Here is a 24,251-nt window from a genome sequence, read left to right as displayed (position 1 = left end):
CATCTGGATTCAGTGTAAGTTTTTATCGACGCAATTGGATTTCCTTGCAGACGCAGACAAACCCTGACTTGTGCATTAATATTTCATTTCAGTGGATAACGAGGAAATAAAAGTGCAGGCAATCGACATCGACCGTATCGACGTGCGTCTACTGGAGATTCTTCAGTCCCAGGGGCGCATCTCCAATCTCGAACTTGCGGAGGCGATCAAACTGTCGCCCGCGCAAACGCTGAGGCGGCATCGCCGGCTCGAGGAAATGGGTGTGATCAAATGCTACGAGACGCGGCTCGACGCGCAGCTGCTGGGCTTTGGCGTAGTGGCCTTCATCCAGGTGACGATGGAGCGAGGCCATGTCCGCGACCTGTCGAAGTTCAAGCGAATGATCTCGGAACTCACCCAGGTTCAGGAATGCTTCGTCGTAACGGGTGATATCGATTACATGCTCAAGGTCGTGGCGCAAGACCTGAAAGCGCTGTCGGAGTTTCTGCTGGATACGCTGATGCGCATTCCGGGCGTGAGCGGAGTCAAGTCCAGCGTTTGCCTCGATGAAATCAAATGTACGGGCGCTGTCCCGTTGGCGGCCTAGCCCGCTGAGCGCGAGCGTCGCCCGTCACATTCCGGTGCTGCCCACTATTCCCCGCATGCGTGCGTGCGCTTCAACGATCATTTTGCTCCTGAAGGTCACAGCTCCCAGGCGATGCAGAGCGAGGCACTAGTTCACCCTCCCGACCGACCGCAATACCGAGCGTCCTTGCGCGGTCAGACGCCCTCGCGCGCATCCAGACGCGAGCTTTTCCAGAAATACAAGTTGGCGCTCGCACAACGCGTCGAGATCGCCGGGATCGAAATTTTCTGGACGGGGGTTTGTCTCGAGAAGCATGAGCGTTGCGATCTCATGTGGGCTAAGCATCGTCGTCTCCCTGGCTCTGATGTTCCATGCATCATGGTCCTTCCTCGAAGGATAGATGCTCATCAAAACGTGTCGACGCGCATTTTGTCGCATACCTCGATGCCCGAATCCGGCTTCCCGGGCGCAGGTCGAAGCCTCAGCATGCCGCCACGCTTCGTGTAGGACGTTCCGCCCCGAGAGAGCCCAACCGCCCCGCGACGCGGTCGATAGCCACGAGATGACTGAGTGCCTGACAGAACGTCTCGTCGAGACTCCGCTCCGCATCCAGCGCGACAACGCCGTTGACCTCGAACACGGCGCGATAGGCCGCCACCTGACGCGTCAGAAAGCTCATCGGCGGCGGCTGGTCGTTCTCGTCGTTCCTTGCCCGCACGCGACGGTGTGAAGTCGCGCCGCAAACGTTCAGCCCGAAGGCGACGTCGGGACGCAGCAAATGACCAGCGATGCTGCGGAGCACAGGCGCAGTCTCAGCGGGATCGGAACGCGTGCCGATTTCAGCCTGAGAGGTGAACACGTAGCGGTCGCAGAAAACGACGTCGCCGCGTTCCAGTGCCGGTATGACCGTGTCGGTCAGATGCTGGACGAGGTCTCCCATGATGGACAGCAGAATGCCCAGCATGTCGACGCGCCGTCGGTTTACGTCGAGTCCGGAGCCGGCGCTCGATGTATGCCAGTGGCTGTCCACCATATCCCGGAACAGCGCATCTTTGCGGATCCTACGGGTCGGCGTAAACGTCGTCACGCAGTTGAGCCCCGCACGCGTGCACGCGCTTTCGAGCCTTTCCATCAGTGACGACTTCCCCGCCCCATCCACACCGCACAACGTGACCAGAACCCCCGGATAAGCATGCGGTTTGAGCTCGAGCGTTTCGAAGACACCATTCGACATGAAATCACCTCAGACCAAAACTTCCCGAGGCTCCGCGAGCATCTCGTCACGGGCCTCGATCGGCGCGAGGACCGCGGTGAAGTGCTTGAGCATCGACGGTGCCGAGACGATGCGCATTCCCCGGATCGCATCGCGTCGTTGGTAGACCCGGATCAACGCGGCGGCAGCCGCCGCGAGGTGGCTATCGGTGTAGACGCGGCGAGGAATGGCCAGCCTCAGCAGTTCCAGCCTCGGGGCGCTGACAGTGCCCGTCGACGGATCTTCTTTCAGGAACGCCAACGAGCCCAGACCGACGGCGCGCACGCCGCCCTCCAGATAAAGCTCGGCAGCCAGCGCCTCGGCCGGGAACTGCGAGCGCGGCAGGTGCGGCAGGAAGGCGGCCGCATCGACGTACACCGCGTGTCCACCGGTCGGCCTCAGTATCGGAACGCCACCGGCAAGCAGTGTGTCCCCTAGCCGTTCGACCTGACCTACGCGGTGTTGCAGGTATCGGTCGTCGACCATCTCGCGCAGACCGATCGCGAGTGCCTCGAGATCGCGGCCCGCCATCCCTCCGTAGGTGACGAAACCTTCGTGCAGCACGAGCAGCGGCACGACCTGCTCATAGAGCGTGCGCGACCGTGTCGCGAGCAAGCCGCCGATGTTGACCAGCGCATCCTTCTTGCAGCTGAACGTGCAGCCCTCGGCATAGGAAAACTGCTCCTTCAGAATTTCCGCCACGGACCGGTTCGCATAGCCGCTCTCGCGCTGCTGGATGAAGTAAGCATTCTCCGCGCAGCGCGCCGCATCGAAGTAGACCGGAATCGCAAACTCATCGGCTAACGCCCTCACCGCGCGCAGGTTCGCCATCGATACCGGCTGGCCGCCGCCCGCGTTGTTCGTCAGCGAGACCATGATCAGCGGAATATTGTCGCGCCCTTCGCTCTCGATCACGTTGCGCAGCTTCTGCACATCCACGTCGCCCTTGAACGGGTGCTCGACAGCGGGCTGGTAGCCGATTTCGGCGACGCACGGTATCGCGGTCCCGCCGGCAATCGATACGTGTGCCTCGGTCGAATCGAACGGCGCGTTGAATGGCACCACCTGGCCTGGGCGCACGAGGGTCCGGAACAGGAAGTGTTCGGCCGGCCGGCCCTGATGGGTTGGCAATACGTAGTCGAAGCCGAGCATGTCCCGCACGGCCTGCGTCAACTTCGTGAAACTGCGGGAACCGGCATATGATTCGTCGCCGGTCATGATGCCGGCCCACTGGTTCGCGCTCATCGCGGAGGTGCCGCTGTCCGTCATCAGATCGATGTAGACGTCGTCTGCTTCGAGGCGAAAGACGTTGTACCCGGCGGCAACAAGCCTCGCCTGCCGTTGCTCGCGGTCGATCAGCCTGATCGGCTCGACCATCTTGATCCTGTACGGCTCAGGCTGGCTGTTTTCTAAAAGCATGCACTCCTCCTGGGTTGAAAGTACGCAGGCCACTGGATGACTGACCGCTTCGGGCATCGCGCACCGCATCAGGCACTTTGCTCGATCGGCACAACCTCGATCGGTGCCCGATCCGCATCGCCGCCGGCCGCGGACGTGCGGTGACAACCGCGAGCGTCGTGGGCCGCTTCGAAGCGTTTCTCGATCCGGTTCAGGATCGACCAATACGCGCCCCGTTCGCCTTGCGCGATCGCTTCGACCAGCGCGTCGTTCGCGTTGTAGTTGAACAGACTCGCGTTGGTCCCGAAGAACCGCCGATCATTGCCGATCAGATCGGCAATGAATTGCTGCGGGTCCGGGCCCATTGCGGTCGGCAGATAGAACACCGGATGCAGCAGATGGTCGTTGCCTTCGATATGGCCGTGAAGATTCGGATTTCCGACGTGCAGGCCTTCGCGGCGAATCATCTGCTCGAGCTCGGTGCCGGGGAAAATCCTCAGCCCGACCGTCACCGAAACGCGCTCCGGATCGACCCGCTTGATGAACTCGATCGTCTCGCGCGCGGTTTCCTGCGTCTCGCCGGGGGCGCCGAACAGCAGCTCGATGATGTGCTCGAGGCCGTGACGCTTCGCCGTATTGACCGCATGCTCGATGTCGTCGGCGCTAAAGGTGCGGCGCAGTATCTTCAGCATCGTTTCGCTGGCGGTATCGACGCCGAAGTTCATGCCGACGCAACCGGCTGCTTTCATCGCGGCCGCGAGTTCATCGGGAAACGGCCGCGGCATCCCGTACGCATACCACTGGATTTTGCCGGCGAGCCCGTGCCGGATGATGGCCGCGCACAGCGCAAGAGGATGCGCGACGCTCAGATTGAATTCCGAGTCGTTGATGTGAAAGACGTTGACCCCGCGTTCTTCGAGCGATGCCATCTCGGCGACGACATCATCGGGTTCGCGCATGCGCACCGTGCGGCCTTTGATCAGCGGCTCGACGCAATAGATGCAGGAGCGATTGCAACCGCGCTTCGTTTCGATGCCGATCTGGCCGCCTTTGGCAAAGTAGTGGGGGTTGTCGACCAGCTCGCGTTTGTGAGGCCCGATGCTGGCCAGCGGTCCGCATGCGTTCGGGGCGAGCGGCGTAGCGCGCACCCCGGCCGTATCGCGGTAGACCACGCCGGGTATGTGCGTGAAACTCCTGCCTTCTTCGAGGCAGGTCAGCAGCTCGGGAAAGCTGAATTCGCCTTCCCTGACGATGCCGAAGTCGGCGTCGAGGTAAGCAAGCAGCTTTTCCGGCATCACCGAGTAGCCCGCGCCGCCCATCACGACCGGAACTGCGCGCGCGCGCCGAAGCAACGCGACGATGTCCCTGATTCTGTCGAGAAAGCTGTAGCCGCTGGAAAAATAGACGTCGTCGGTATTTCGCAGCGTCACTCCCCAGTAATCCGGCGCGGCGGTGCGGCAGTGCGCGGCAATGGCCGCCTCGCAATCGTCGGAGAAGCACAGGTCGAGCAAATCGAGTTCGAACCCGGCTCGCTCCATCGGCGCCGACAGGTAGTCGAACGCAATCGGCGCGATCGCCGGTTTGATCTGGTTCGTGTTGACGAAGGTGACGCGCTTGGCCATGTTCGATCGGTCTCGGTGGAAAGGTTCTCGAGGGCTCGCAGGAATGCGCCTAGACGGCGACGTCGATGGACATCTTCTGGCCCGCGCGGGCCACCGTCATCTCGCTCATGAAATCACCGAACCGATGCATCATCACTGCCGCGAGGTGCTTCGCCTTATCCTCACAGTCGGAGAATGCATAAAAGCCCGGACCCGCGCTGCTCATCCCCGCGTACACCGCGCCCTCGCGTTGCATCGTCTCGTCGAACTCACGCATCACGTCGGTCCGGAAAATGCCTTCGAGCACCTTCATGTTGCTCATGCTGTTGAGTTCCCAGCCGTGCTTCAGAAACGCGAACAGGTCGTTGCGATGCAGTGCCGGCCGCAATTTCTGTTCGATGAAGTTGCGCCACGCGATGCCGTAGCGCTTCTGCCACTCGACAAAATGCGTCGGCACGAAGCCCGCCTCGGTGGTGCCGGACATGTCCGCGCCTTCGCCATGGGCGCGCAGCGCTTCGGTCGATAGCGTGTCGTAGTTGCCAACGGCGGTGGTCACCCACAGGTTTTCCGAACTCAGGTTGCCGAGAAAACGGCCGTTGCCGTGCTTCTCGTCGACCCAGACCAGACCGCCGAAGAACAGGCACGCTTCGCCGACGCCGGTCTCCAGTCCGAAATACACGTGCTCGTCATCCTTCGCGGTCTCGACGTAGTTGCGGGTGATCATTTCCCACATGTCGTGCGGCGAAAACGGAGAGCCGAACAACGCGTTCAAGCCGGCGAGCGTCGCGGTATTGAACGAGACATTCGAGCCGAAGCCGCTGTGCTGGTGCTGGATGCTGCGCACCCGATCGACGCGGATGTCGTCACGTGCGTAGCCGACGGCTCGCTTGAACAACTCGAGCATGTGCCGCCCGCTCGGGACGTCGCAGCCGCCCTCGCCGTTGGTCGTCTTCGTGACGGTGATCCGGTGTCCGACCGTGCTCGTCGATACGCCGAGTCCGCCGCCGCCGAAGCCAGGCGCCATTTGCATAAAGTCGAATACCGCGAAGTGAAGGCGCCCTGGCACCGAGACCTCGGCACGATCGTAGCTCGGTACCGCGTCGCGCTCCCAGTGCGGCAACACAGTCAGATTCGCACCCGGCAGGAACTGCCCCGCTTTCGCCTTCCATGCCTGATTCATTGCTCTACCTCCATCCTCGTGAGTATTCCCAAGCGATACGTTGCGCGACCATCAATGCGCACCACTCACTGTTCGCGCTCCTGGCGCACGGTTCGTGCCAGGCACGCTCTTGCAGCGCGACGTGAGTCCTCGTCAGAAGCAATGACGCAAGCGGGCAGCCAGATTTCAAAGGGCAGCGCGATACATGCGCACGTTTAGATGTTTGGACGTCGGCATACGTACCGGGCCGGTATCGAATGTCCCGCAGTCGATCTGCAACCGACAGATGCGCTTCACCTGTTGGCCCGGCACCGACATCCAGCAGGCCGCGACGGGCTCGCTCCGAACGTGCGTCGGCAAATCGCAGACTCCGCTTCAATCGGCGCGAAACCCGCGCGGCCTTTTGAGATCTGGGCACTTCGTTCCGTTCTTGCAGGGAACGAGGAGGACCTTCGTGCTGCCGACGCACGACTGGCATGAACCCTGCAAAAAGCATCCACAGTTGGTGGTCGGCCTGCCTCTATTCCTTCTTGCCGTAGCCGAACCCGAATCGCGAGGCACCGGTCGATTGCCACTCGTGACTCGCCCTCTTGATCTTTGCCGGGAGCCGCAGATGACAGCAACCTTGAAGGACGACGCGCTGGCGCGACGCCACATCGATTGGCCGCGCGCCTTGCGGGCGATCAAGGCGTTGAGGGCGAACGTAGACGATATTCAGCATGCCTACGAAGTGATGATCGCGCTCGACGGCGGCCAGATGGAGGCGATGTACCAGCGTTTTCTCGGCGAGCCCGGCGCCGGCGCGCTGCTTGCCGAGCAGCCGTCACTGCTCGGCACGCTCGCGGATTCCGACACGCTGCTGCGCTTGCCGCCGGGATCGTTCGGCCGCGCTTATATGGCGATGATGGAGCACAGCGGCTACAGCGCCGATGGTCTGCTGCAGGCGAGCCGGCTGGCCGCGGGCCTCGAAGAAATCCTCCCCGGCCCGGACCGTCAGTGGTTCATCGAGCGCACCGGCTGCATTCATGACCTGCTGCACGTGTTGACGGGCTATGGCCAGGACTGGGCCGGCGAGACCTCGCTTCTCGCATTCGACTGCGGGCTCGAACCGATGCGCGCGCGCATCGTCGGTCTGCTCGGCACCGCGTTGACTGCGCCGTGGTGGCCGAACTTCTGGGTCCATCGTTTTCTGCGCCGCGCGTGGCTGCGTGGCAAGCGCGCGCGCATTCCCCTTTCCTACTGCTGGGAAGAAGCGTTGCAGCGGCCACTCGAAGCCGTCCGCCTGGAGCTGGCGATCGAGCCTGTCGCGCTCGCGCATCCACAGGGCATCCTGGCCGGCGGCCAGACACTGCCGTGGCGCTACGCCGCGTCGAGCAACGCGTGAACGGAAAGGGATCCAGCATGGCCAGCACATCGAAAAATGCGTCGACGCGCAACACCGTATTCGGAGTCGTACGCACGCAGTTACTGCGCGTCTGCCGCGAGCATCAGCGTGACTTCAACACTGAGATTCGCCTCGACAGTTCGCTGATCGCCGATCTTGGCCTCGACTCGCTGTCGCTCGTCGAAGCCGTGGTCGCAATCGAGCAGGCGTTTGGCATCGAGCGTCTGCCTCTGGAAGCGTTGAACGAAGAACGCGCCGAAGCGTATTTCACGGTCGGCTCGCTAGTGGACCTGTGCATCCGGCACGCCGCCGTCCGTGTAGACGCCAATGAGGGGTTGCGCACATGAGCCCGCGCCTTTCGCTGGTCACCCCGCATGCGAGACGTGGCCGGCTCGCCACTGCGGCAGCCGCGTTCGGCCACACGCTCGGCCGCATGCCGCTGGCGGCAGAGGCGGTGCCGATCGCCGGCGCGTTCGTCTGCTCGCTGCTGCTATACGGACGGATAGCCGGCGTCTCCATTGAACCGGGCTGGCGCTTGCTGGCCGGTCTTGCGTCGTTTTTTTTGCTGTTCGTCCAGCTTCGCCTGATCGACGACCTCGACGACCTCGAACGCGACTATCCCGCCGGGCACGCGCTATTGGCGCGACGCGAGGCGCGACGCACACGCCTCGTCGCCAGCCTCGCGGCAAGCGCGATGCTGCTCGTTGCACTGAACACCGGCATGGGGCACGCGAGGACGGCCGCCGCTGCCGCTACCGCACTGGCCTTCGCTGCGCCGTTCGTCTGCAAGCGGCTGCTCCCGACCCACCCGCTGCTGTGCCTACCCGTTTTCGAGGGCGCGCCCTTCGCCATCTTCACGTACGGCTATTTTTTTTGGCGCGACATGGCTGGGCGCGAACTGAGCTTCTACGTCGTGGCGTGCGTAGCGGGTTCGATGTGGACCGGCTACGAATTCTGGAAGTTCTCGCGCAAGGTCGGCACCACCGCACTGCAGCCCTATCTCCTGTCGGCGCGCGCCATTCGGGTCGCGCTGAATGCCCTGCTGATTCTGGCGCTCGGCATCAACGTGTCGCTCTCGCGCCTGGCAAGCCTGTCGCAAACGTACGCGATCTATGCCGCAACGCTGCCGCTCGTGTGGCTCGTCTGGCTCAACGCGAGCTGGCCCGGCCCCGCGAGCAGACCGGGCCGGCCACGCTGGGCTGGCACCCGCGTCATCGTCGCCGTCGAGCTCGGACTGCTGGCCGGGCTTCTCCTCAAATGACACGCAACCCTGGATGGTCACCCACGATGGATAAGCACGTTCTCGTCACCGGTGCGCGCGGTCTGTTGGGCGCCGAAGTGATCGCCCGGCTGACGGCAATGGGGTACCCGGTCGTCGCATTCTTGCGCTCCGATGGACCGGTTGTCCGCAACGACGGCACACCGCTCGCGGCAACACCGTACGGCGGCCACACGCCCGCTGCCGGAACCTTCGCATGTGTGCGAGGCGACGTCGCCGAGCCCCGGCTTGGGCTCGATCCGCACACCTACGAGGCACTGCGCGCGGCAACGGGCGCGATCGTCCACTGTGCCGCGCTAACCAGCTTCGGGCGCAAGCCCGAGGTCTACGACGCGATCAACTTTCGCGGCACCGAGCGCATCGTCGAGTTCGCGCAAGGTAGCGGCGACGCGCCGATTCCGCTGCTCTACGTGAGCACCGCCTATGTCTGCGGCGAGCGCCCCGGCGTGTTCAGCGAGGACGATCTCGAACTCGGTCAGCGTCTGGGCAACCCGTATGAGCAGAGCAAGTACCGCGCGGAACAGTCGGTGCGAGCGGCGATGCGCAGCGGTCTGCCGGCGGCGGTGCTGCGCCCGTCGATCATCGTCGGCGACTCGGCGAGCGGCGTGATCCGCAAGTTCGACACGCTGTACACCGTCGTGCGCCTGACGGCCGCGGGACTCGTGCGCACGATGCCGGGCGACTACGGCGCGACGCTGAACATCGTGCCGATCGACTGGGTCGCGGACTGCGTCGTCGAAGCGCTGGCGAAGTTTCCGCTCGTGCGCGGACGCACGCTGCATCTGACCTCGGGCACGCCGACGACGCTGCGCGAAATCAATGACGTCTGCGCGGAGTTTCCCTCGTTTCACGTGCCTCGCTATGTGCCGCGGCATGTCTTCGACGCCGCCGCGATGAAACCGCTCGAGCGCCGTTACTACGACGAGGTCGTGAAACTGTACGAGTCGTACCTGACGCGCCAGGTGCGCTTTGCACGCGACGCGACCGCCGCGATCCTGCCGGCCCTGCCTCGCGCGACGGGCAAAACGCTGCTGCGCAGGATCTTTCGTTACGGGATCGCGGCGGGCTACTTCGTGCCGCGCACGGCTTGACGCTCAGGGAGCCTAACCATGTTGATGACTGATCCGATGCTTGCCGAGCTCTGGCAAAAAGCGCGGGCCGCGCTCGGCGCCCAGTTCGAACAGCGGGCACCGAGCGCCGTGTTTCTCGAAGGCTCGATCGCCGAAGGCTTTGGCAACGAGCGCTCCGACATCGACTTCGTCGCGATCGTCGATAGCGGACTAGAGCCAGCCACGATGCCGTACATCCTGTTCATCGACGGCCGCCGCGTCGAGGTCAGGTTGCTGAGTCCGGCGCGGCTGCGCCGCGAACTCGCGCAGGTTCGCGCAGCGCTCGGCAAAGGCCGGCGCGCGGTCGCGCGTCTGTCGTGGAATCTGCTCGAACGGTGCCAGCGCTTTATCGGCGCGCTGCCGATCGACAACCCGGCGTTGATCGAGACGCTGCAAGCGGCGCTTGGCCGCGAGGCGCTCTGCGAGGCGGTGGCGCTGTGGTTCGAGGATTTCGCGCGTCAGACCGGCCGTTATGCGGTGGCGATGTTCGCGCTCGGCGAGCCCGACTACGCACGCGCCTGGATCAGGACCGCTGCGTTTCATGCGGCGAAGAGTCACGTGGCGCGCCTCGGCGAGTGCTACATGAGCCCGAAATGGCTGTCGCTGCAACTCGAACGCGCGACCGTCGACGCCGGCCGCGTCGGCCGTCTGTGGAGCCTGCTGCACGCGCCGCGCGAACATGGCGCCGAAAGCGGGTTCCTCGCGGCGGGGGTCGCGCTGATCCGCGAGTTCGGCGTCAACGGCGTGAGCCTCATGGCCGACAACGTGCTGATTGGCCCCGGCAAGGACACGACGACCTGGCAGATCGGCGAACGGGTCCACGTGCTGCGAGGTAGCGACGTCTTTGCGCTCGACGACGATGCGGCCGAGGCCTGGCGAGCGATCACCTTCGACACGCCATGCACGTCCATCGCCAACCGTGCCGACGCGCAAGCGGCGAGCCGGCAGCGCGCGCTGATCGCGGACTTCAGCCGGCTGGGTCTCGTCAGCCTGCGCTGGAAGGGCAGCGGAGAAATCCACGCACGTCAGCAGGCGACGTCGATGCCGGCGTCGCGCGCGCCGTTGATTTCGATCGACGGCGCGCGCCTCGCGGGCGGCCGCGCGAGCGGTGCCCAGTTGCTGCCGATGCCCGCCGGGCGCTTCGCCGAAGCGGGTCTCGAGATGATCTGGGCCAACATCGGTCTCGAGAACGCGCGAGAGGATGCCCAGGGCGCACTCCAGCGCGGCCAATGGAAGGTGCTCGAGTACGCGCTGCAACGGATGATGCAGACCGCCTGCATGGTCACGCTCGGCGCGCATGGCGTGACGCCGCAGTCGACGATGGAAGAAGCGACGCTCGACGCGATCCGGCTGCTACCGCTCGATGCGGCGCTGATCGACGGCATCCGCGAACTCGAACAGTGTTCGATCGGATCGGCTCGCGATGCACAGCGCTACGTCGCGCTCGCCGATGAACTCGCGCAGCGTCTGCGCGACCTCGGCGGCGACCCGCAGTTTCCGGCGAGCTTCGATACGGCGTCGGGCTGGCGCGGAACGATCCACGCCGCCTACGACTGGATCAACCTCGGCGCGCATCTGCACGCGCGCTTCCCGCAGACCGCTCACGGCGGGCGCGGTACAGCCGAGGAAGCAAGAGACCTGCTCGCTTCGTCGAGCACCTGAGCAACGGGGACCTCAATGACTTTCGACACCATTACGCACGCACGCGGCGAATTCGAATCGGCCGAAAGCTGCGCCGCCCCGACAGCATCGCCACGCCAGATCCTGACCGCGGCGAGTCCGGCCGAAACGATCGAGCGGCTCGCCGGCAACAAGGGACGATCGCTCCATCGGCTTGCGAACCTCGGCGTGGCGGTGCCGCACTGGGCGATTCTCGGCACCGACTGCTTCGCGGAGTTCCGCCGCGACGGCGGCCTCGATCAGACCATCGCCGCGCTATTGCGCGACTTCACGCCTGCGAATGCCGCCGCGATCGCGAGCGCGATCCGCGAGGCCGTGCTGACTTGCGACATCAGCGCCGCGTTGCGCACCGACATCGCACGCGCGCACGACATCATTGGAGACGGACCGCTCGCGGTGCGCTCGTCCGGCATCGAAGAAGACAGCGCGAGCTTCTCGTTCGCAGGCCAGTTCGACACGTTCCTCGACGTCCGCGGGCTCGACTCGACGCTCGAACACGTACGCCGGTGCTGGGCTTCCGCGTATTCCGAGCGCTCGCTGCGCTACCGGCATCAGCACGGACTCGATATCGCCGGCGCCGGAATGGCCGTGATCCTGCAGCGCCTCGTTCAGGCGGACACGAGCGGCGTCGTGTTCACGATCAACCCGGCCAACGGCAACCGCGACGAGCTCGTGCTGAGCGCCGTCTACGGGCTCGGCGAGGGACTCGTGTCGGGCGCGGTCGACGCCGACACGATCACCGTGGACCGCCACACCGGACAGCCCAGGCAGGTGGTGATCGGTGAAAAACACGAGCGTCATGACGGCTGCCACATCCGCGAGGTGCCGGCCGCGCTGCGCGACGCAGCGGCCCTCTCTAGCGACGAGATCGAGCGCGTCGTGGCGGCGGCCCGCACGCTCGAAAGCGAGCTCGGCGAGCCGCTCGATATCGAATGGTGTATCGCGGAGCACCAGCTGTGGATTCTGCAGGCGCGCCCCGTGACCACGCCGATCGCACCGGCCCTATCGCGGACCGGCGAATTCCAGCTGTGGGACAACTCCAACATCGTCGAGAACTATCCCGGCGTGACGACGCAACTGACCTTCACCTTCGCGCAGCACGTCTATGCGCAGGTGTTCCGCGAGTTCTGCCGGCTGCTCGCGATTCCGCACAAGCAGCGGCGCGAGATGGATGGCTTCCTCGGCTCGACGCTCGCGTTCCTGAACGGGCGCGTGTACTACAACCTGCTGCACTGGTACAAGCTTTCCGGGCTCGCGCCGTTCCAAAACCTCGGGCGCAAGATGATGGAAGTCCAGATGGGCGTCGACGAGCCGCTCGATCTGGCGAGCTTCGCCGCGCTGATCGCGCCGTACAAGACCGGCTCGCGCGCCGGACTCGCCTGCATCCGGGCCTTGAGCGGCACGAAGTTCGCGTGGCACTTCGCGCGTCTCGCGCGCAACGTCGAGCGCTTCCGCGCGTTTTTCTATCCGGTCTACGACGAGTTCAACGCGCTCGACTATCGCTCGCTTCCCGCCGACGCCGTCTATGCGCACTACTGCCGCTTCGAGCAGGCGCTGCTAGCACGCTGGGGCATGATGATCGTGCTCGAGTCGGCGATCGGGCTCAGTTACGGCGTCGTCCGGCGGCTGATCAAGCGGTGGATGCCCGGTGCGCCCGACTGGCTCGAAGTAGCGGTGATCGGCGGCATGGACGACATCGAGTCGCTCGAGCCGGTCCGCAGGCTGAGCGCGATTGCGCAAGCCGTGCGGGCGAAGCCTCAGGTCGAAGCGCTGATCCGCAACACGCCGTCTGCCGTTGCGTATGCGGCGCTGCGCGGATGCGGCGCGCCCGAGATCGTCGCCGACATCGAGCGCTACCTCGCCGACTTCGCGTACCGCAGCAACAACGAACTGAAGCTCGAAGAGCCCGATCTGCGCGAAGACCCGGGCGTGCTGTTCGATATGTTGAAGGCCGCGCTCGCGCATGGTGCCGCGTCGCTCGATCGCAGCGCCACCGAAGCGCGCATCGACGCGTTGTTGCGTGAGCGGCTCAATCCGCTGCAGCGCTGGATTTTTGCACGCGCGCGCGGACGCGTGCGCGCCGCGATCCGGGCGCGCGAGACCGTGCGCTTTTGCCGTTCGCGCGCGTTCGGTGTCGCGCGCCGGATGTTCCGCGCAATCGGCGAGGGTCTTGCCGCCGACGGCGTGCTGGCGACGGGCCGCGACATCTTCCATCTACGCCTCGAGGAAATTCGCGGGTGCTTCGAAGGCACCGTCTCCCACCGCGAACTGCGCCCGCTCACCGAGCAGCGCAAGCGCGACGATGCCAGCTATCGCGACATGGCTGACCTGCCGCCACGCTTCGTCACGCATGGCCCGGTGGCGGCCTGGCTCAGCAACCCGGCGAACCTCGCCGCGTTGCGCGCGGCGCCTGCCCACGCGGCCGGCGCGACGCTGCGCGGCACGCCCTGCTCGCCGGGCTTCGCCGAAGGACGGGCGAAGGTCGTGCGCGAAGCGAACGAGTTCGACGGCGGCATCCTCGTCACCTATCGGACCGACCCCGGCTGGGTGCCCGTATTCGCGTCGGCGACCGGGCTGCTGATCGAGCGTGGCAGTCCGTTGACCCACGCCGCGATCGTCGCCCGCGAAATCGGCATCCCGACCGTCGTCCAGATTCCGGGCCTCACCACGCGCGTGCAGTCGGGCATGCAGCTCAAGGTGGATGGCCATAGCGGCGTGATCGAACTGCCCGAGCCGACCTGACATGAATTGACCGCCCGTTGACCACTGAAACCGCCCCTGAAGGAAACCGCCATGTACCGCCTGCTCAACGATCGTCGCGACCTGCCGCATCTGCGGCTCTACCTCCAGTGCGCGCTGATATTCATTCCCGCCGCAGCCGTGCTGTTTGAGCTCGGCCGCTTTCCCTGGTGGCTTGGCGTTGCATACGTGCTCGTCTGGAACGCGTTCGGCGACCGTTTCACGATGAGCTACCACTGCACGCTGCATCGGCGGCTCTTCAGGAAGCAGTACCGGGCGCTCGAGATCCTGCTCGACTGGGTGCTGTGTCCGTTCTTCGGTCAGACGCCGGGCACGTTCTATGTCCATCACATGGGCATGCATCACATCGACGACAACCTGCCACGCGACCTGAGCTCCACGATGCGGTTTCAGCGCGATAGCGTCACCGGCTTTCTGCGCTACTACCTGCGCTTCGCTGCGCTGGTGCCGCTCGATCTGTCCGTCTATCTGTGGCGCTCGCGCAATACGAAGCTGATCAGGCAACTGCTCGTGGGTGAGGTCGCGTTCTCCGCGGCGGTTGGCGCCGCCGCGTACTGGAACCTGCGGGCGACGCTCGTCGTGTTCGTGTTTCCGTTCGTGTTCGTGCGGCTGATGATGATGATCGGCAACTGGGTCCAGCACGCGTTCATCGACCCCGATCAGCCTGACAACCCGTACACGAGCAGCACCAATACGATCGACTCGCGTTTCAATGCGCGCGTCTTCAACGCCGGTTATCACATCTACCACCACGTCCGCAAAGGCACGCACTTCAGCGAGCTCACGAAGGAATTCGCGGCGAACCTCGAGAAGTACGGTCGCGAGGACGCGGTCGTGTTCGATCGCATCGACATCGCGCAGATCTGGCTGCTGCTCGTCACGCGCCAGCACCGCAAGCTCGCCACGCATTTCGTGCGCTTGCCGGGCGCGCCGGTGCGCAGCGACGACGAGGTGATCGCGCTGCTGCGTCGCCGTCTGCAGCCGATCCGCGACTGGACGCCCGCTGCTTCGCTCGATCACTGAATCTCGATTACCTGACCGGGGACCCGTCACCATGAACCAGACGCTAGTCGATGCCGTTGCAGCGCTGCCGCGCGGCGACGCTCGAGGCCTTCGCTTCGTCTCCACGCACGGTGACGAGCACTACTATCCTTACGAGGCGCTCGAACGCGAGGCGCGCAACCACGCGAAAAAGCTCGTAGCACTGGGGCTGAACAAGGGCGACCGCGTCGCGCTCGTGATCCTCGACCCGGAAGCGTTCATCCTGAGCTTCCTCGGCGCCTCGTTCGCCGGTCTCGTCCCGGTACCGATATTTCCGCGCGGAAGCCTGAACTTCAGGACCCGCACACGTTACGCCGAAACCGTCAGTCACATCGTGCGCTCGGCAGGCGCCCGGATGCTGCTCACGTCGAACTCGACAAGAGAGACCATCGAGGACGTGCTCGCCGTCGACACCGGTCTCGAACGTATCGTGACCATTGAAGCGCTGCTCGAGGGCGAGCCGCCCGCGTGCGATTTGCCCACGCTGCGTCCCGATGACCTGTGCTTCCTGCAATACACGTCGGGCAGCACGTCGCTGCCGAAAGGCGTGATGGTCACGCATCGCAATCTGGTCGCGAATGCGACAGCGTTCCTCGGACCCCGCGGCATCGATCTGCGCGAGCAGGACGTCTATGTCAGCTGGCTGCCGCTGCACCACGACATGGGGCTCATCAGCGTGCTCGGCGCGCTGATCTGCGACTTGCCGTGCGTGCTGCTGGCAACCGAAGCGTTCGTGCGCCGGCCCGGCCTCTGGATGGAGGCGATCACGAAATACCGCGGCACCATCAGCTTCGCGCCGAACTTCGCGTACGCGCTCGCCGCTCGCCGTAGCCGCGACCAGGACCTCGAAGGCCTCGATCTGCGGCGGCTACGCGTCGCCGGCTGCGGTGCCGAGCCGATCAACGCGCAAGCACTGCGCCAGTTCTGCGCGCGCTTCGAGCCGGCCGGTTTTCGTGCCGAAGCGCTGCTGCCGTGCTACGGGATGGCCGAAGCAACACTCGCGATCACGTTTCACGACCACGGCCAGCCGCTCGTCACCGACGTCGTCTATGCGGCCGCGCTGGGGCTTGGTCGAGCGATACCGGCTGCGCGTGATAACGGCTTACGCACGATCGAACTGGTCGGCTGCGGCCATTGCTTTCCCGGCCACGAGTTGCGGATCGTCGACGAATCCGGGCGAGCGTTGCCCGAACGCTGCGTCGGCGAAATCGTCACGCGCGGGCCCAGCATCACCGTGGGCTATTACGGCCAGGCCGACGCGAGCGCCGACGCGTACCGCGACGGCTGGCTGCAGACCGGCGATCTCGGCTACCTCGCCGGCGACCAGCTCTATATCTGCGGCCGCAGCAAGGACCTGATCGTCATTCACGGCTCGAACCTCTATCCGCAGGACATCGAATGGGCGGTGGCCGAGTTGCCGAGCGTGCAAAGCCGCGGTGTCATCGCGTTCAGCTTGATGCGCGACGGCGACGAGACACTGGTCGTCTGTGCCGAGGGCAAGCCGGCGGAGGCCACGGCGCTGCGGCGTGCGATCGCGCAGAAGGTCGCCGAATGCGCGGGCCTGCAGGTCGGTCACGTTGCGATCGTGCAGGCGGGCAGCTTGCCGCGGACCTCGAGCGGCAAGGTGCAGCGCCGCCGGACCAAGGCACAGTTCGAAGCCGGCGAGCTGGAGGAACACTCGTGAGCATGCGCTGGCGCGAGATCATGCTGACGCTGTCGGGCGCGCTCACGCTCGCCGCCTGTCACGCGAAAGAAGCCGAGGTGACGCTGCCGCGCCCGGTCATCGCCGTGGTCGTGCATCGGGACAGCAAGCCCGTGCTCGCGACGCTGCCGGGCGAAGTCAACGCACGCTATGCGACGCCGCTGTCGTTTCGCATCGCGGGCAAGCTGATCGAGCGGAAGGTGCGGCTCGGCGATACGGTCACGGCCGGCCAGGCGATCGCGCGGCTCGATGCCGACGACGCGCAGCGCAGCCTCGCGAGCGCACAGGCCCAATTGATGGCGGCGCAGCATCGGCTCACCTTCGCCGAGCAGCAACTCGATCGCGACCGGGCGCAGGCGCAGGAACAGCTGATCTCGACAGCGCAGCTCGAGCAGACCCAGGATGCGTATGTGGCGGCCGCCGCGCAGCGCGATCAGGCGCTACAACAGTTCGCGCTGCTGAAGAATCAGACGCAGTACACGGTCCTCACGGCGGACCATGCCGGCGTCATCACCGCCGAAGACGCCGATACCGGGCAGAACGTCGCGGCGGGACAAGCGGTCTACCATCTCGCCTGGTCCGGCGAGGTCGATATTCTCTGCGACGTGCCCGAGAATCTGCTGAACGCGCTGGCGATCGGCAGCGCGGCCAGCGTCTCGCTGCCGGCCGCCACGGGCAGACGCTTCACGGCACACGTGCGGGAGCTGTCGCCGGCCGCGGACCCCGGCAGCCGCACCTATCGCGCGAAACTGACGCTCGATGCGCCAGGCCCCGAGGTCCGCCTCGGCATGACGGCCACCGTCACGTTCGCCGCGGCCGGCGAGGCGCAAACGGACGACCCGATCACGCTGCCCGCCAGCGCGCTCTTTCACGACGGCAACGCGCCGGCCGTCTGGGTCGTTCGGCCGGGCGACCAGGCGCTGGAACTGCGCCGGGTCCAGGTTGGCCGCTACGACGACCGCACGATCTCGGTCGCGCGTGGCCTCAACGACGGCGAGCGCGTCGTGCTGCAAGGGGTGCATACCGTCAGCGCCGGCGAAACCGTGCGCGCGGTAGCGCCGTTGCATCCCGAGGACTTCGCATCATGAGAGCGCCGTTCGGCCAGGGGCCCGACGGAGCGGGTGGACCCGGCGGACCCGGTGGAGCGGGCGGACCGCGGCGGCCGGCAGCGGACGATACCGGCCGCTTCAATCTGTCCGCGTGGGCGATCCGTAACCAGGCGCTGGTCATCTTCGCCGTCGTGCTCGCGACGCTGTTCGGCGTGCTCGCCTATTCCCGGCTCGGACAATCCGAGGACCCGCCGTTCACGTTCCGCGCGATGGTGATCCGGACCTTCTGGCCCGGCGCGACCGCACGCCAGGTCGAGGAACAGGTGACCGACCGGATCGGCCGCAAGCTCCAGGAAACGCCTCATCTCGACTATCTGCGCAGCTACTCGCGTCCCGGCGAATCGCTGATCGTCTTTACGATGAAAGACTCCGCGCCGGTGAACGAAGTGCGCGAGACGTGGTACCAGGTACGCAAGAAAATGGCCGACATCGCTGATACGCTTCCGCCCGGCGTGCGGGGGCCGTACTTCGACGACGAGTTCGGCGACGTCTACACGAACATCTATACGCTCGCCGGCGACGGGTTCTCGCCGGCGCAATTGCACGACTATGCCGACGAACTGCGCGGCGTGCTGCTGCGCGTGCCCGGGGTCGCGAAAGTCGATTATTTCGGCGACCCCGACGAGCACGTCACGATCGAGATTCCCAACGCACAATTGACCCGGCTCAGTATCACGCCGCAACAGCTCGCGCGGGCGATCAACGCGCAAAACGCGGTCACGCCGAGCGGCACGCTGACCACCGCGTTCGACCGCGTGTACGTGCGTCCGAGCGGCCAGTTCACCGACCTGAAGGCGATGGCCGACACGCTGATCGACATCAATCACCGCCTGGTTCGTCTCGGTGACATTGCCACGATCAGGCGCGGCTACGACGATCCGCCGGTCTCGCAGGTTCGCACCGGCGGCCGCGCGGTGCTCGCCATCGGCATCACGATGCAGGCTGGCGGCGATGTGATTCAGCTCGGCAAGCGGCTCGATGCGCAGACAGCGGGATTGCGTGCGCGTCTGCCCGCGGGGCTCGAACTCGTCGAGGTGTCGAGCATGCCGCACGCGGTCTCGCATTCGGTCAACGGTTTTCTGCGGGCCGCCGCCGAAGCCATCGTGATCGTGCTGGCCGTGAGCCTCATCTCACTGGGCTGGCGCGCCGGCGTGGTGGTGGCGATCTCGATCCCGGTCGTGCTCGCGGTCACCGCGCTATGCATGAACGGCTTCGACATCGGCCTGCACAAGATCTCGCTCGGCACGCTGGTCCTCGCGCTGGGCCTGCTCGTCGACGATGCGATCATCGCGGTCGAGATGATCGCCGTGAAGCTCGAGCAGGGCTGGGGCCGCGCGAGGGCCGCGGCGTTCGCCTACAGCAGTACCGCATTTCCGATGCTGACGGGAACCCTCGTCACGGTGGCGGGATTCCTGCCGATCGCGCTGGCGAAATCGGCCACCGGCGAATACACGCGCTCGATCTTTCAGGTGTCCGCGATTGCGCTGATCGCTTCGTGGTTCGCGGCGGTCATGCTGATTCCGTTGCTCGGCTATCACCTGCTACCCGAACGCAAGGGCACGACCGCACGCGAGACCCCTCGGCGCGCGCTTCGCAAGCTCCGCCGGCGCGACGACGCGCAGACGCGCCGGAACCCGGTGGCGGCGCCGCGCGCCAGCCGCTTTCATGACCGCCTGCGCGACTGCATCGCGTGGTGCGTGAAGCGGCGCCTCGTCGTGCTCGGCGTCACGGCCGCCTTGTTCGTTGCCGCGTTGGCCGGCTTCGCGCTCGTGCCGCAACAGTTTTTCCCGAGCTCCGAGCGGCCCGAACTGCTCGTCGACATGCGGCTGCCCGAAGGCGCGTCGTTCGAAGCGACGCTGCGCGAAGCCGCGCGCCTCGAAAAGACGCTGGCCGGCCGGCCCGAGATCGATCATCTGGTCGACTTCGTCGGAGCGGGCGCCCCCCGCTTCTACCTGCCGCTCGACGTGCAGTTGCCCCAGCCCAACTTCGCGCAGCTCGTGATCACCGCGAAGTCCGTCGACGACCGCGCAAAGCTCGAACGCTGGCTCGCGAGCACGCTGCAAAACAGCTTTCCCGCCGTGCGCGCGCGCGTTTCGCCGCTCCAGACGGGCCCCTCGGTCGGCTATCCGGTGCAGTTTCGCGTCAGCGGAAGCGACCTCGCCACCGTGCGGGAGATCGCGGAAAAGGTCGCGGCGACGATGAAAGCCGATGCCCGCACAACGGGCGTCCATTTCGACTGGGACGAACCCGGCGAACGCTCGGTGCGCTTCGAGATCGACCAGCAGAAGGCGCGCGAGCTCGGCGTCACGTCGGAAGACGTGGCGAGCTTCCTCGCAATGACGCTGTCGGGCTATACGTTCACGCAGTACCGGGTCCGCGACCGCTTGATCAGTGTCGATCTGCGCGCGCCCCAGCGCGAGCGGGTCGACCCCGACGAGATCGTGAACCTCGCGATGCCGACGCCGAACGGCCCGGTGCCGCTCGGCGCGCTCGCCCACCTCAACAACGAACTCGAATACGCGGTGATCTGGGACCGCGACCGTCAACCGACGATCACGGTCCAGGCCGACGTGCGCGGCAACGCGTTGGATATCGACGTGACCCAGGCGATCGATCGGACGCTCGCGCCGCTACGCGCGTCGCTGCCGATCGGCTACCGGATCGAGACCGGCGGCGCCGGCGAGATCAGCGGCAAGGCGCAGGCGTCGGTGATCGCGCAGCTTCCGCTGATGCTCGTCGTGGTGTTGACGCTGCTGATGATTCAACTGCGCAGCTTCGCGCGCGTGCTGATGGTCGTGCTCACCGCGCCGCTGGGGCTCATCGGCGTGGTCGCCGGACTGCTGCTGTTCGGCAAGCCGTTCGGCTTCGTGGCGATGCTCGGCGTCATTGCGATGTCCGGCATCATCATGCGCAACTCGGTGATTCTGGTCGATCAGATCGAACGCAATATCGCCGCGGGCCAGGGGCGCTTCGATGCGATCGTCGGTGCCACGGTCCGGCGCTTCCGCCCGATCATGCTGACCGCCGCGGCGGCCGTGCTCGCGCTGATCCCGCTGCTGCAATCGGCCTTCTTCGGACCGATGGCGACCGCACTGATGGGCGGCATCACGGGCGCCACCGTGCTGACGCTGTTCTTCGTTCCCGCGCTGTACGCGACCGCGTTCAAGGTGCGGCACTTCGAACGCGGTGTGCGAACCGCGACCCCGACAATCGAATATACGTGGAGCTGATCGTGGGCACAGACTGCAACCCCGTCGACGGGCCGGCGCTCGCGAGCGCGCCGCATTTCGCCGCCGCGCCGGGTCGAGCGCGGGCAGCGGCGATCCATGGTTGGCGCGCGGCGTTCGGCGCGGCCGCGACGATCGCGCTTGGCGCCTGCTCGTTCGGTCCAAACGGCGAGCCGCCCGCGATGCCCTCTCCCGCCCATTACGGCGTCGAGCCTCAGCCCGCGCAAACGGTCGCCGCGCTCGGTGTCGCGCAGCATTTCACCACCGGCGCGCAGCCTGTGCCGCAATGGTGGCGGCTGTTCGAATCGACAGCGTTGAATGACCTCGTCGAAGAAGGTCTGCGCAACAGCCCGACGCTCGCTGCCGCCGACAAGCACCTGGCCGCGGCACACGAACAACTACGGGCACAGATCGGCGCCTCGCTGCTGCCGTCGGTCGATCTGGTCGGGCAGGCCTCGCGCGGGCGCGATCTTGGCATTCCGGTTCCCGGCGGGCCGAACACGCTGCTTTACAACGAGTTCATCGGCGTAGTCCAGGCGCAATATACGTTCGACCTGTTCGGCGCGGTGCGTAAAGCCAACGCGGCCCGATCAGCGCGTGTCGAGATCGACGCATATCAACGCGAAGCCGCGCGCCGCGCACTGGCCACCAACATCGTCACGGCGACGATCGCGGCGGCGATATTGCGCGCCGAGATCGACGCGACCGAGCGATTGATCGCGCTTGCGGGCGATCAGGCTCACGATACCGAACGGCATTACGAACTCGGATCGCTGACGCGCGGCGACGTGTCGACTGCGCGGCAAAGCATCGCCGCGCTCGAGGTCAGCGTGGCCGATCTGCGGCAACAGCTGACGGTGACGAGACATGCGCTTGCGGTGCTGCTCGGCCGCACGCCCGACGCGGCGCCGCCCGAGCCCGAGCTGGCGAGCCTGCACTTGCCGCAGGACCTGCCCGTCGTGCTGCCATCGGACCTGTTGCGCGCGCGGCCCGATATCGCGGCCGCCGAGTCGGCGCTGAAAGCCGCCGCGGACGACGTCGGTGTCGCGACGGCACAGCTGTTTCCGAGCCTGACGCTGACCGCCTCGATGGGACAAGGCGGGTTCAACTGGCCGCTCGCGCTGTCGGGCGCAGGCGCGATCTGGAGCATCGCCGCGACGATGTCGCAGGCGCTTTTTCATGGCGGCGCGCTCGTCGCACAGCGGCGCGCGGCAATCGACACCTACGAGGCCGCCGTGTTCGAGTACAAGCAGACCGTGCTGGCGGCGTTCGAAAACGTCGCGGACACGCTTGCGTCGCTCGAACACGACGCGCAGGCGCTCGACGCCGCGAGCGGCGCTGCCCGTGAGGCACGCGAGGCGTTCGACGATGCCACGTCACGTCACCGGCTCGGCGCGCTGCCCGCTGCATCCGCCCGCGGCGGCGAGCAGCAGTACGAAGCAGCGAGGCTCGAAGAAATCCGCCTGATCGGCCGGCGCCTGGCCGATACGGCGACGCTGTTTCAGGCGATGGGCGAACTGCCGGCGGGCAGCAGCCAGACACCTGACCATCTGGCCGGCAAGTGATCGGCCCGCCGCTGCCGACAGCGCCCGCTTGCGTTCAGCCGGCGCGTCCGCGCGGAACGCCCACAAGATAAGTCAGACCGATCGGCGAGCCCTGCACCGGCAGTGTGCCGATGTCCCATTCGAAGCTCTGCTGGTCCGGGATACTCGCCACCATCTCACGCAATTCGTCGGGGTTGTAGATGCGCAGCATCGACACGATGCCGTCGAACAGACACAGCAGCGGGATAGCCGGCAGCGCATAGGTGAGCGCTAGTCGCGACCAGCGAAACGGCCGGATCAGCGGAGTCAGCGCGAGCATCATCAGCGGCACCGCCAGGATGAACACGACACCGAGCAGCCGGTGGTCGGCACCCTCGACGATGACGATCGCGCGGCGCTTCATCACCGCGTCGGCGAGGATCGCCCGCGCATCGTCCGGCCGAAAATGGTGGAAAGCGTTGAACATCGTGCGCACACCGTCGAATCCCGATGGCACGTCCATCGCGTCCACCGGTTCGCTCACATAGGTGACGCGGCCGGCTGCCCCGGCGGATACGCGCTCGTACGCGGCGCGATTGGGATAGAAGTCGGTCAGCTGCACCGTCACGCGTCCGGACTGCGCGAGCAACGGTGCAAGCGTCAGCCACGGGCCGCCCCCGCCCGAGCATAGATCGACGATCCGGTCGTTGCCGACCCGCCGCATCGCTTCGCGCAGCTTGCCCGCGATGACGTTGAAGCCCTTGAGGTTATTCGCCAGGAAATGCAGCCAGTCCGTCCCGCCGTCACGGATCGCCCGTGGGCACCACGGCTGGTCTTCGATTTCGAGCAGATGCAGGCGTCGCATGATCACGCGGGCAACCGAGGTAACTGAAAACCGGCGGATTTCATAACGTGCCCTGGCAGTGTGCAACCGGGTAGACAGAGAAGGCCTGCACGCTAAACACCACGCCTGTCAGCCTTGGCGAGCGGCAACTTACTACCGAAGTTAAACGAGTCAACGCGTGGGCTTCTTAACGACGTCAGTCGACTATACGCTGAGCCGCGCCGACGACGTTAGCGGTTCGCATCCTGCATAATGACCACGCATGAGGATTTACCCGCATCATCCGCCGGACGGCGGCCGGGAGACGAGCGATGCAAAACGACAGACCGCCGCCGCGGCGGGTGACATATGAGAAAGGGATCCGGATCGGTGGCACCGGCTGGTTCGGCCGGTTGCTGACCATCGCCCTGAGCGCGATCTTGTTCGTGGTGGCCGCGATGCTGTCGATCGTGCTGTTCGCCGTGCTGTTCGCGGTCGGCACGATCGTCGTCGGGTATCTGTGGTGGAAGATGCGCGCGTTGCGCCGGCAGACGGTCGCGTATGGCGACGACGCCCGCACCATCGACATGGAGGTCGTCCACAAGGACCCGCCCGACGACGATTCCGCGCCACGCTGAG

General features: G+C 65.7%; 19 protein-coding genes. 13 read left to right on the top strand and 6 right to left on the bottom strand.

What is annotated here, in order from left to right:
• Nucleotides 1-112 precede the first annotated feature (112 nt).
• Nucleotides 113-586: an Lrp/AsnC family transcriptional regulator gene (locus F6X39_RS04710; protein WP_184033291.1), complete on the top strand. Its 474-nt coding sequence runs from the start codon at nt 113-115 to the stop codon at nt 584-586.
• Between the two features lie 126 nt (nt 587-712).
• Here F6X39_RS04710 and F6X39_RS36535 read toward each other — a convergent pair whose 3' ends face one another.
• The 5 genes from F6X39_RS36535 to F6X39_RS04690 all read right to left on the bottom strand — a co-directional run bounded on the left by F6X39_RS36535 (nt 713) and on the right by F6X39_RS04690 (nt 5,996).
• Nucleotides 713-910, bottom strand: a complete 198-nt coding sequence (locus F6X39_RS36535) for a hypothetical protein (RefSeq protein ID WP_262413406.1) — start codon at nt 908-910, stop codon at nt 713-715.
• A 136-nt stretch (nt 911-1,046) separates the two neighbouring features.
• A complete protein-coding gene (locus F6X39_RS04705; protein WP_187615759.1) occupies nt 1,047-1,799 on the bottom strand; it encodes a dTMP kinase in 753 nt (250 codons plus the stop codon).
• Between the two features lie 9 nt (nt 1,800-1,808).
• Nucleotides 1,809-3,236: a tryptophanase gene (locus F6X39_RS04700; protein ID WP_187615884.1), complete on the bottom strand. Its 1,428-nt coding sequence runs from the start codon at nt 3,234-3,236 to the stop codon at nt 1,809-1,811.
• Nucleotides 3,237-3,304: 68 nt separating this feature from the next.
• Nucleotides 3,305-4,837, bottom strand: coding sequence for a B12-binding domain-containing radical SAM protein (locus tag F6X39_RS04695; protein WP_187615758.1), 1,533 nt, complete (start codon nt 4,835-4,837; stop codon nt 3,305-3,307).
• Nucleotides 4,838-4,886: 49 nt separating this feature from the next.
• Entirely contained in the window at nt 4,887-5,996 is a 1,110-nt protein-coding gene (locus F6X39_RS04690; RefSeq protein WP_184033304.1) for a hypothetical protein, read from the bottom strand.
• A gap of 592 nt (nt 5,997-6,588) precedes the next feature.
• Between F6X39_RS04690 and F6X39_RS04685 the strand changes: the two genes are divergently transcribed.
• The 11 genes from F6X39_RS04685 (at nt 6,589) to F6X39_RS04635 (ending at nt 22,831) form a co-directional block, all read left to right on the top strand.
• On the top strand, nt 6,589-7,359 hold the full coding sequence (locus tag F6X39_RS04685) for a Coq4 family protein (protein ID WP_187615757.1): 771 nt from the start codon (nt 6,589-6,591) through the stop codon (nt 7,357-7,359).
• Nucleotides 7,360-7,376: 17 nt separating this feature from the next.
• Nucleotides 7,377-7,706, top strand: coding sequence for an acyl carrier protein (locus F6X39_RS04680; protein WP_018422019.1), 330 nt, complete (start codon nt 7,377-7,379; stop codon nt 7,704-7,706).
• Between the two features lie 86 nt (nt 7,707-7,792).
• Nucleotides 7,793-8,620: a hypothetical protein gene (locus tag F6X39_RS04675; protein ID WP_262413341.1), complete on the top strand. Its 828-nt coding sequence runs from the start codon at nt 7,793-7,795 to the stop codon at nt 8,618-8,620.
• A 26-nt stretch (nt 8,621-8,646) separates the two neighbouring features.
• Nucleotides 8,647-9,729 carry an SDR family oxidoreductase gene (locus F6X39_RS04670; RefSeq protein WP_187615755.1) on the top strand — a complete coding sequence of 361 codons (1,083 nt, stop codon included), beginning with the start codon at nt 8,647-8,649 and terminating at the stop codon, nt 9,727-9,729.
• Nucleotides 9,730-9,747: 18 nt separating this feature from the next.
• Entirely contained in the window at nt 9,748-11,409 is a 1,662-nt protein-coding gene (locus F6X39_RS04665; RefSeq protein WP_187615754.1) for a nucleotidyltransferase domain-containing protein, read from the top strand.
• A 15-nt stretch (nt 11,410-11,424) separates the two neighbouring features.
• Entirely contained in the window at nt 11,425-14,169 is a 2,745-nt protein-coding gene (locus tag F6X39_RS04660) for a phosphoenolpyruvate synthase (protein WP_187615753.1), read from the top strand.
• A 51-nt stretch (nt 14,170-14,220) separates the two neighbouring features.
• The gene (locus F6X39_RS04655) at nt 14,221-15,210 is read left to right on the top strand and encodes a fatty acid desaturase (protein WP_187615752.1); all 990 of its coding nucleotides are present in this window, start codon (nt 14,221-14,223) and stop codon (nt 15,208-15,210) included.
• Between the two features lie 31 nt (nt 15,211-15,241).
• A complete protein-coding gene (locus F6X39_RS04650) occupies nt 15,242-16,912 on the top strand; it encodes a fatty acyl-AMP ligase (protein WP_187615751.1) in 1,671 nt (556 codons plus the stop codon).
• 2 nt (nt 16,913-16,914) lie between these two features.
• Nucleotides 16,915-18,018, top strand: coding sequence for an efflux RND transporter periplasmic adaptor subunit (locus F6X39_RS04645; RefSeq protein WP_187615883.1), 1,104 nt, complete (start codon nt 16,915-16,917; stop codon nt 18,016-18,018).
• Entirely contained in the window at nt 18,015-21,269 is a 3,255-nt protein-coding gene (locus tag F6X39_RS04640) for an efflux RND transporter permease subunit (protein ID WP_262413340.1), read from the top strand. The genes F6X39_RS04645 and F6X39_RS04640 overlap by 4 nt, the downstream gene beginning before the upstream one ends.
• The gene (locus tag F6X39_RS04635; protein WP_187615750.1) at nt 21,260-22,831 is read left to right on the top strand and encodes an efflux transporter outer membrane subunit; all 1,572 of its coding nucleotides are present in this window, start codon (nt 21,260-21,262) and stop codon (nt 22,829-22,831) included. The genes F6X39_RS04640 and F6X39_RS04635 overlap by 10 nt, the downstream gene beginning before the upstream one ends.
• Nucleotides 22,832-22,865: 34 nt before the next feature.
• Here the strand turns inward: F6X39_RS04635 and F6X39_RS04630 are convergent, their stop codons facing one another.
• A complete protein-coding gene (locus tag F6X39_RS04630) occupies nt 22,866-23,654 on the bottom strand; it encodes a class I SAM-dependent methyltransferase (RefSeq protein ID WP_262413339.1) in 789 nt (262 codons plus the stop codon).
• A 290-nt stretch (nt 23,655-23,944) separates the two neighbouring features.
• Between F6X39_RS04630 and F6X39_RS04625 the strand changes: the two genes are divergently transcribed.
• Nucleotides 23,945-24,250, top strand: coding sequence for a hypothetical protein (locus tag F6X39_RS04625; protein ID WP_187615749.1), 306 nt, complete (start codon nt 23,945-23,947; stop codon nt 24,248-24,250).
• Nucleotide 24,251 lies beyond the last annotated feature (1 nt).

The sequence above is a fragment of the Paraburkholderia sp. UCT2 genome, from assembly GCF_014397665.1.
Taxonomy (GTDB): domain Bacteria; phylum Pseudomonadota; class Gammaproteobacteria; order Burkholderiales; family Burkholderiaceae; genus Paraburkholderia; species Paraburkholderia tuberum.
The sequence above is the reverse complement of the archived record's forward strand: the minus strand, read 5'-3'. Positions and strand labels throughout refer to the sequence as shown.

Bases quoted from the DNA above. Each gene is read 5' to 3' on its own strand.
- F6X39_RS04680 (WP_018422019.1), top strand. From the start codon at position 7,377: ATGGCCAGCACATCGAAAAATGCGTCGACGCGCAACACCGTATTCGGA.
- F6X39_RS04670 (WP_187615755.1), top strand. From the start codon at position 8,647: ATGGATAAGCACGTTCTCGTCACCGGTGCGCGCGGTCTGTTGGGCGCC.
- F6X39_RS04630 (WP_262413339.1), bottom strand. From the start codon at position 23,654: ATGCGACGCCTGCATCTGCTCGAAATCGAAGACCAGCCGTGGTGCCCA.
- F6X39_RS04675 (WP_262413341.1), top strand. From the start codon at position 7,793: ATGCCGCTGGCGGCAGAGGCGGTGCCGATCGCCGGCGCGTTCGTCTGC.
- F6X39_RS04625 (WP_187615749.1), top strand. From the start codon at position 23,945: ATGCAAAACGACAGACCGCCGCCGCGGCGGGTGACATATGAGAAAGGG.
- F6X39_RS04685 (WP_187615757.1), top strand. From the start codon at position 6,589: ATGACAGCAACCTTGAAGGACGACGCGCTGGCGCGACGCCACATCGAT.
- F6X39_RS04645 (WP_187615883.1), top strand. From the start codon at position 16,915: ATGCGCTGGCGCGAGATCATGCTGACGCTGTCGGGCGCGCTCACGCTC.
- F6X39_RS04665 (WP_187615754.1), top strand. From the start codon at position 9,748: ATGTTGATGACTGATCCGATGCTTGCCGAGCTCTGGCAAAAAGCGCGG.
- F6X39_RS04655 (WP_187615752.1), top strand. From the start codon at position 14,221: ATGTACCGCCTGCTCAACGATCGTCGCGACCTGCCGCATCTGCGGCTC.
- F6X39_RS04705 (WP_187615759.1), bottom strand. From the start codon at position 1,799: ATGTCGAATGGTGTCTTCGAAACGCTCGAGCTCAAACCGCATGCTTAT.
- F6X39_RS36535 (WP_262413406.1), bottom strand. From the start codon at position 910: ATGCTTAGCCCACATGAGATCGCAACGCTCATGCTTCTCGAGACAAAC.
- F6X39_RS04700 (WP_187615884.1), bottom strand. From the start codon at position 3,236: ATGCTTTTAGAAAACAGCCAGCCTGAGCCGTACAGGATCAAGATGGTC.
- F6X39_RS04695 (WP_187615758.1), bottom strand. From the start codon at position 4,837: ATGGCCAAGCGCGTCACCTTCGTCAACACGAACCAGATCAAACCGGCG.
- F6X39_RS04640 (WP_262413340.1), top strand. From the start codon at position 18,015: ATGAGAGCGCCGTTCGGCCAGGGGCCCGACGGAGCGGGTGGACCCGGC.
- F6X39_RS04650 (WP_187615751.1), top strand. From the start codon at position 15,242: ATGAACCAGACGCTAGTCGATGCCGTTGCAGCGCTGCCGCGCGGCGAC.
- F6X39_RS04690 (WP_184033304.1), bottom strand. From the start codon at position 5,996: ATGAATCAGGCATGGAAGGCGAAAGCGGGGCAGTTCCTGCCGGGTGCG.
- F6X39_RS04660 (WP_187615753.1), top strand. From the start codon at position 11,425: ATGACTTTCGACACCATTACGCACGCACGCGGCGAATTCGAATCGGCC.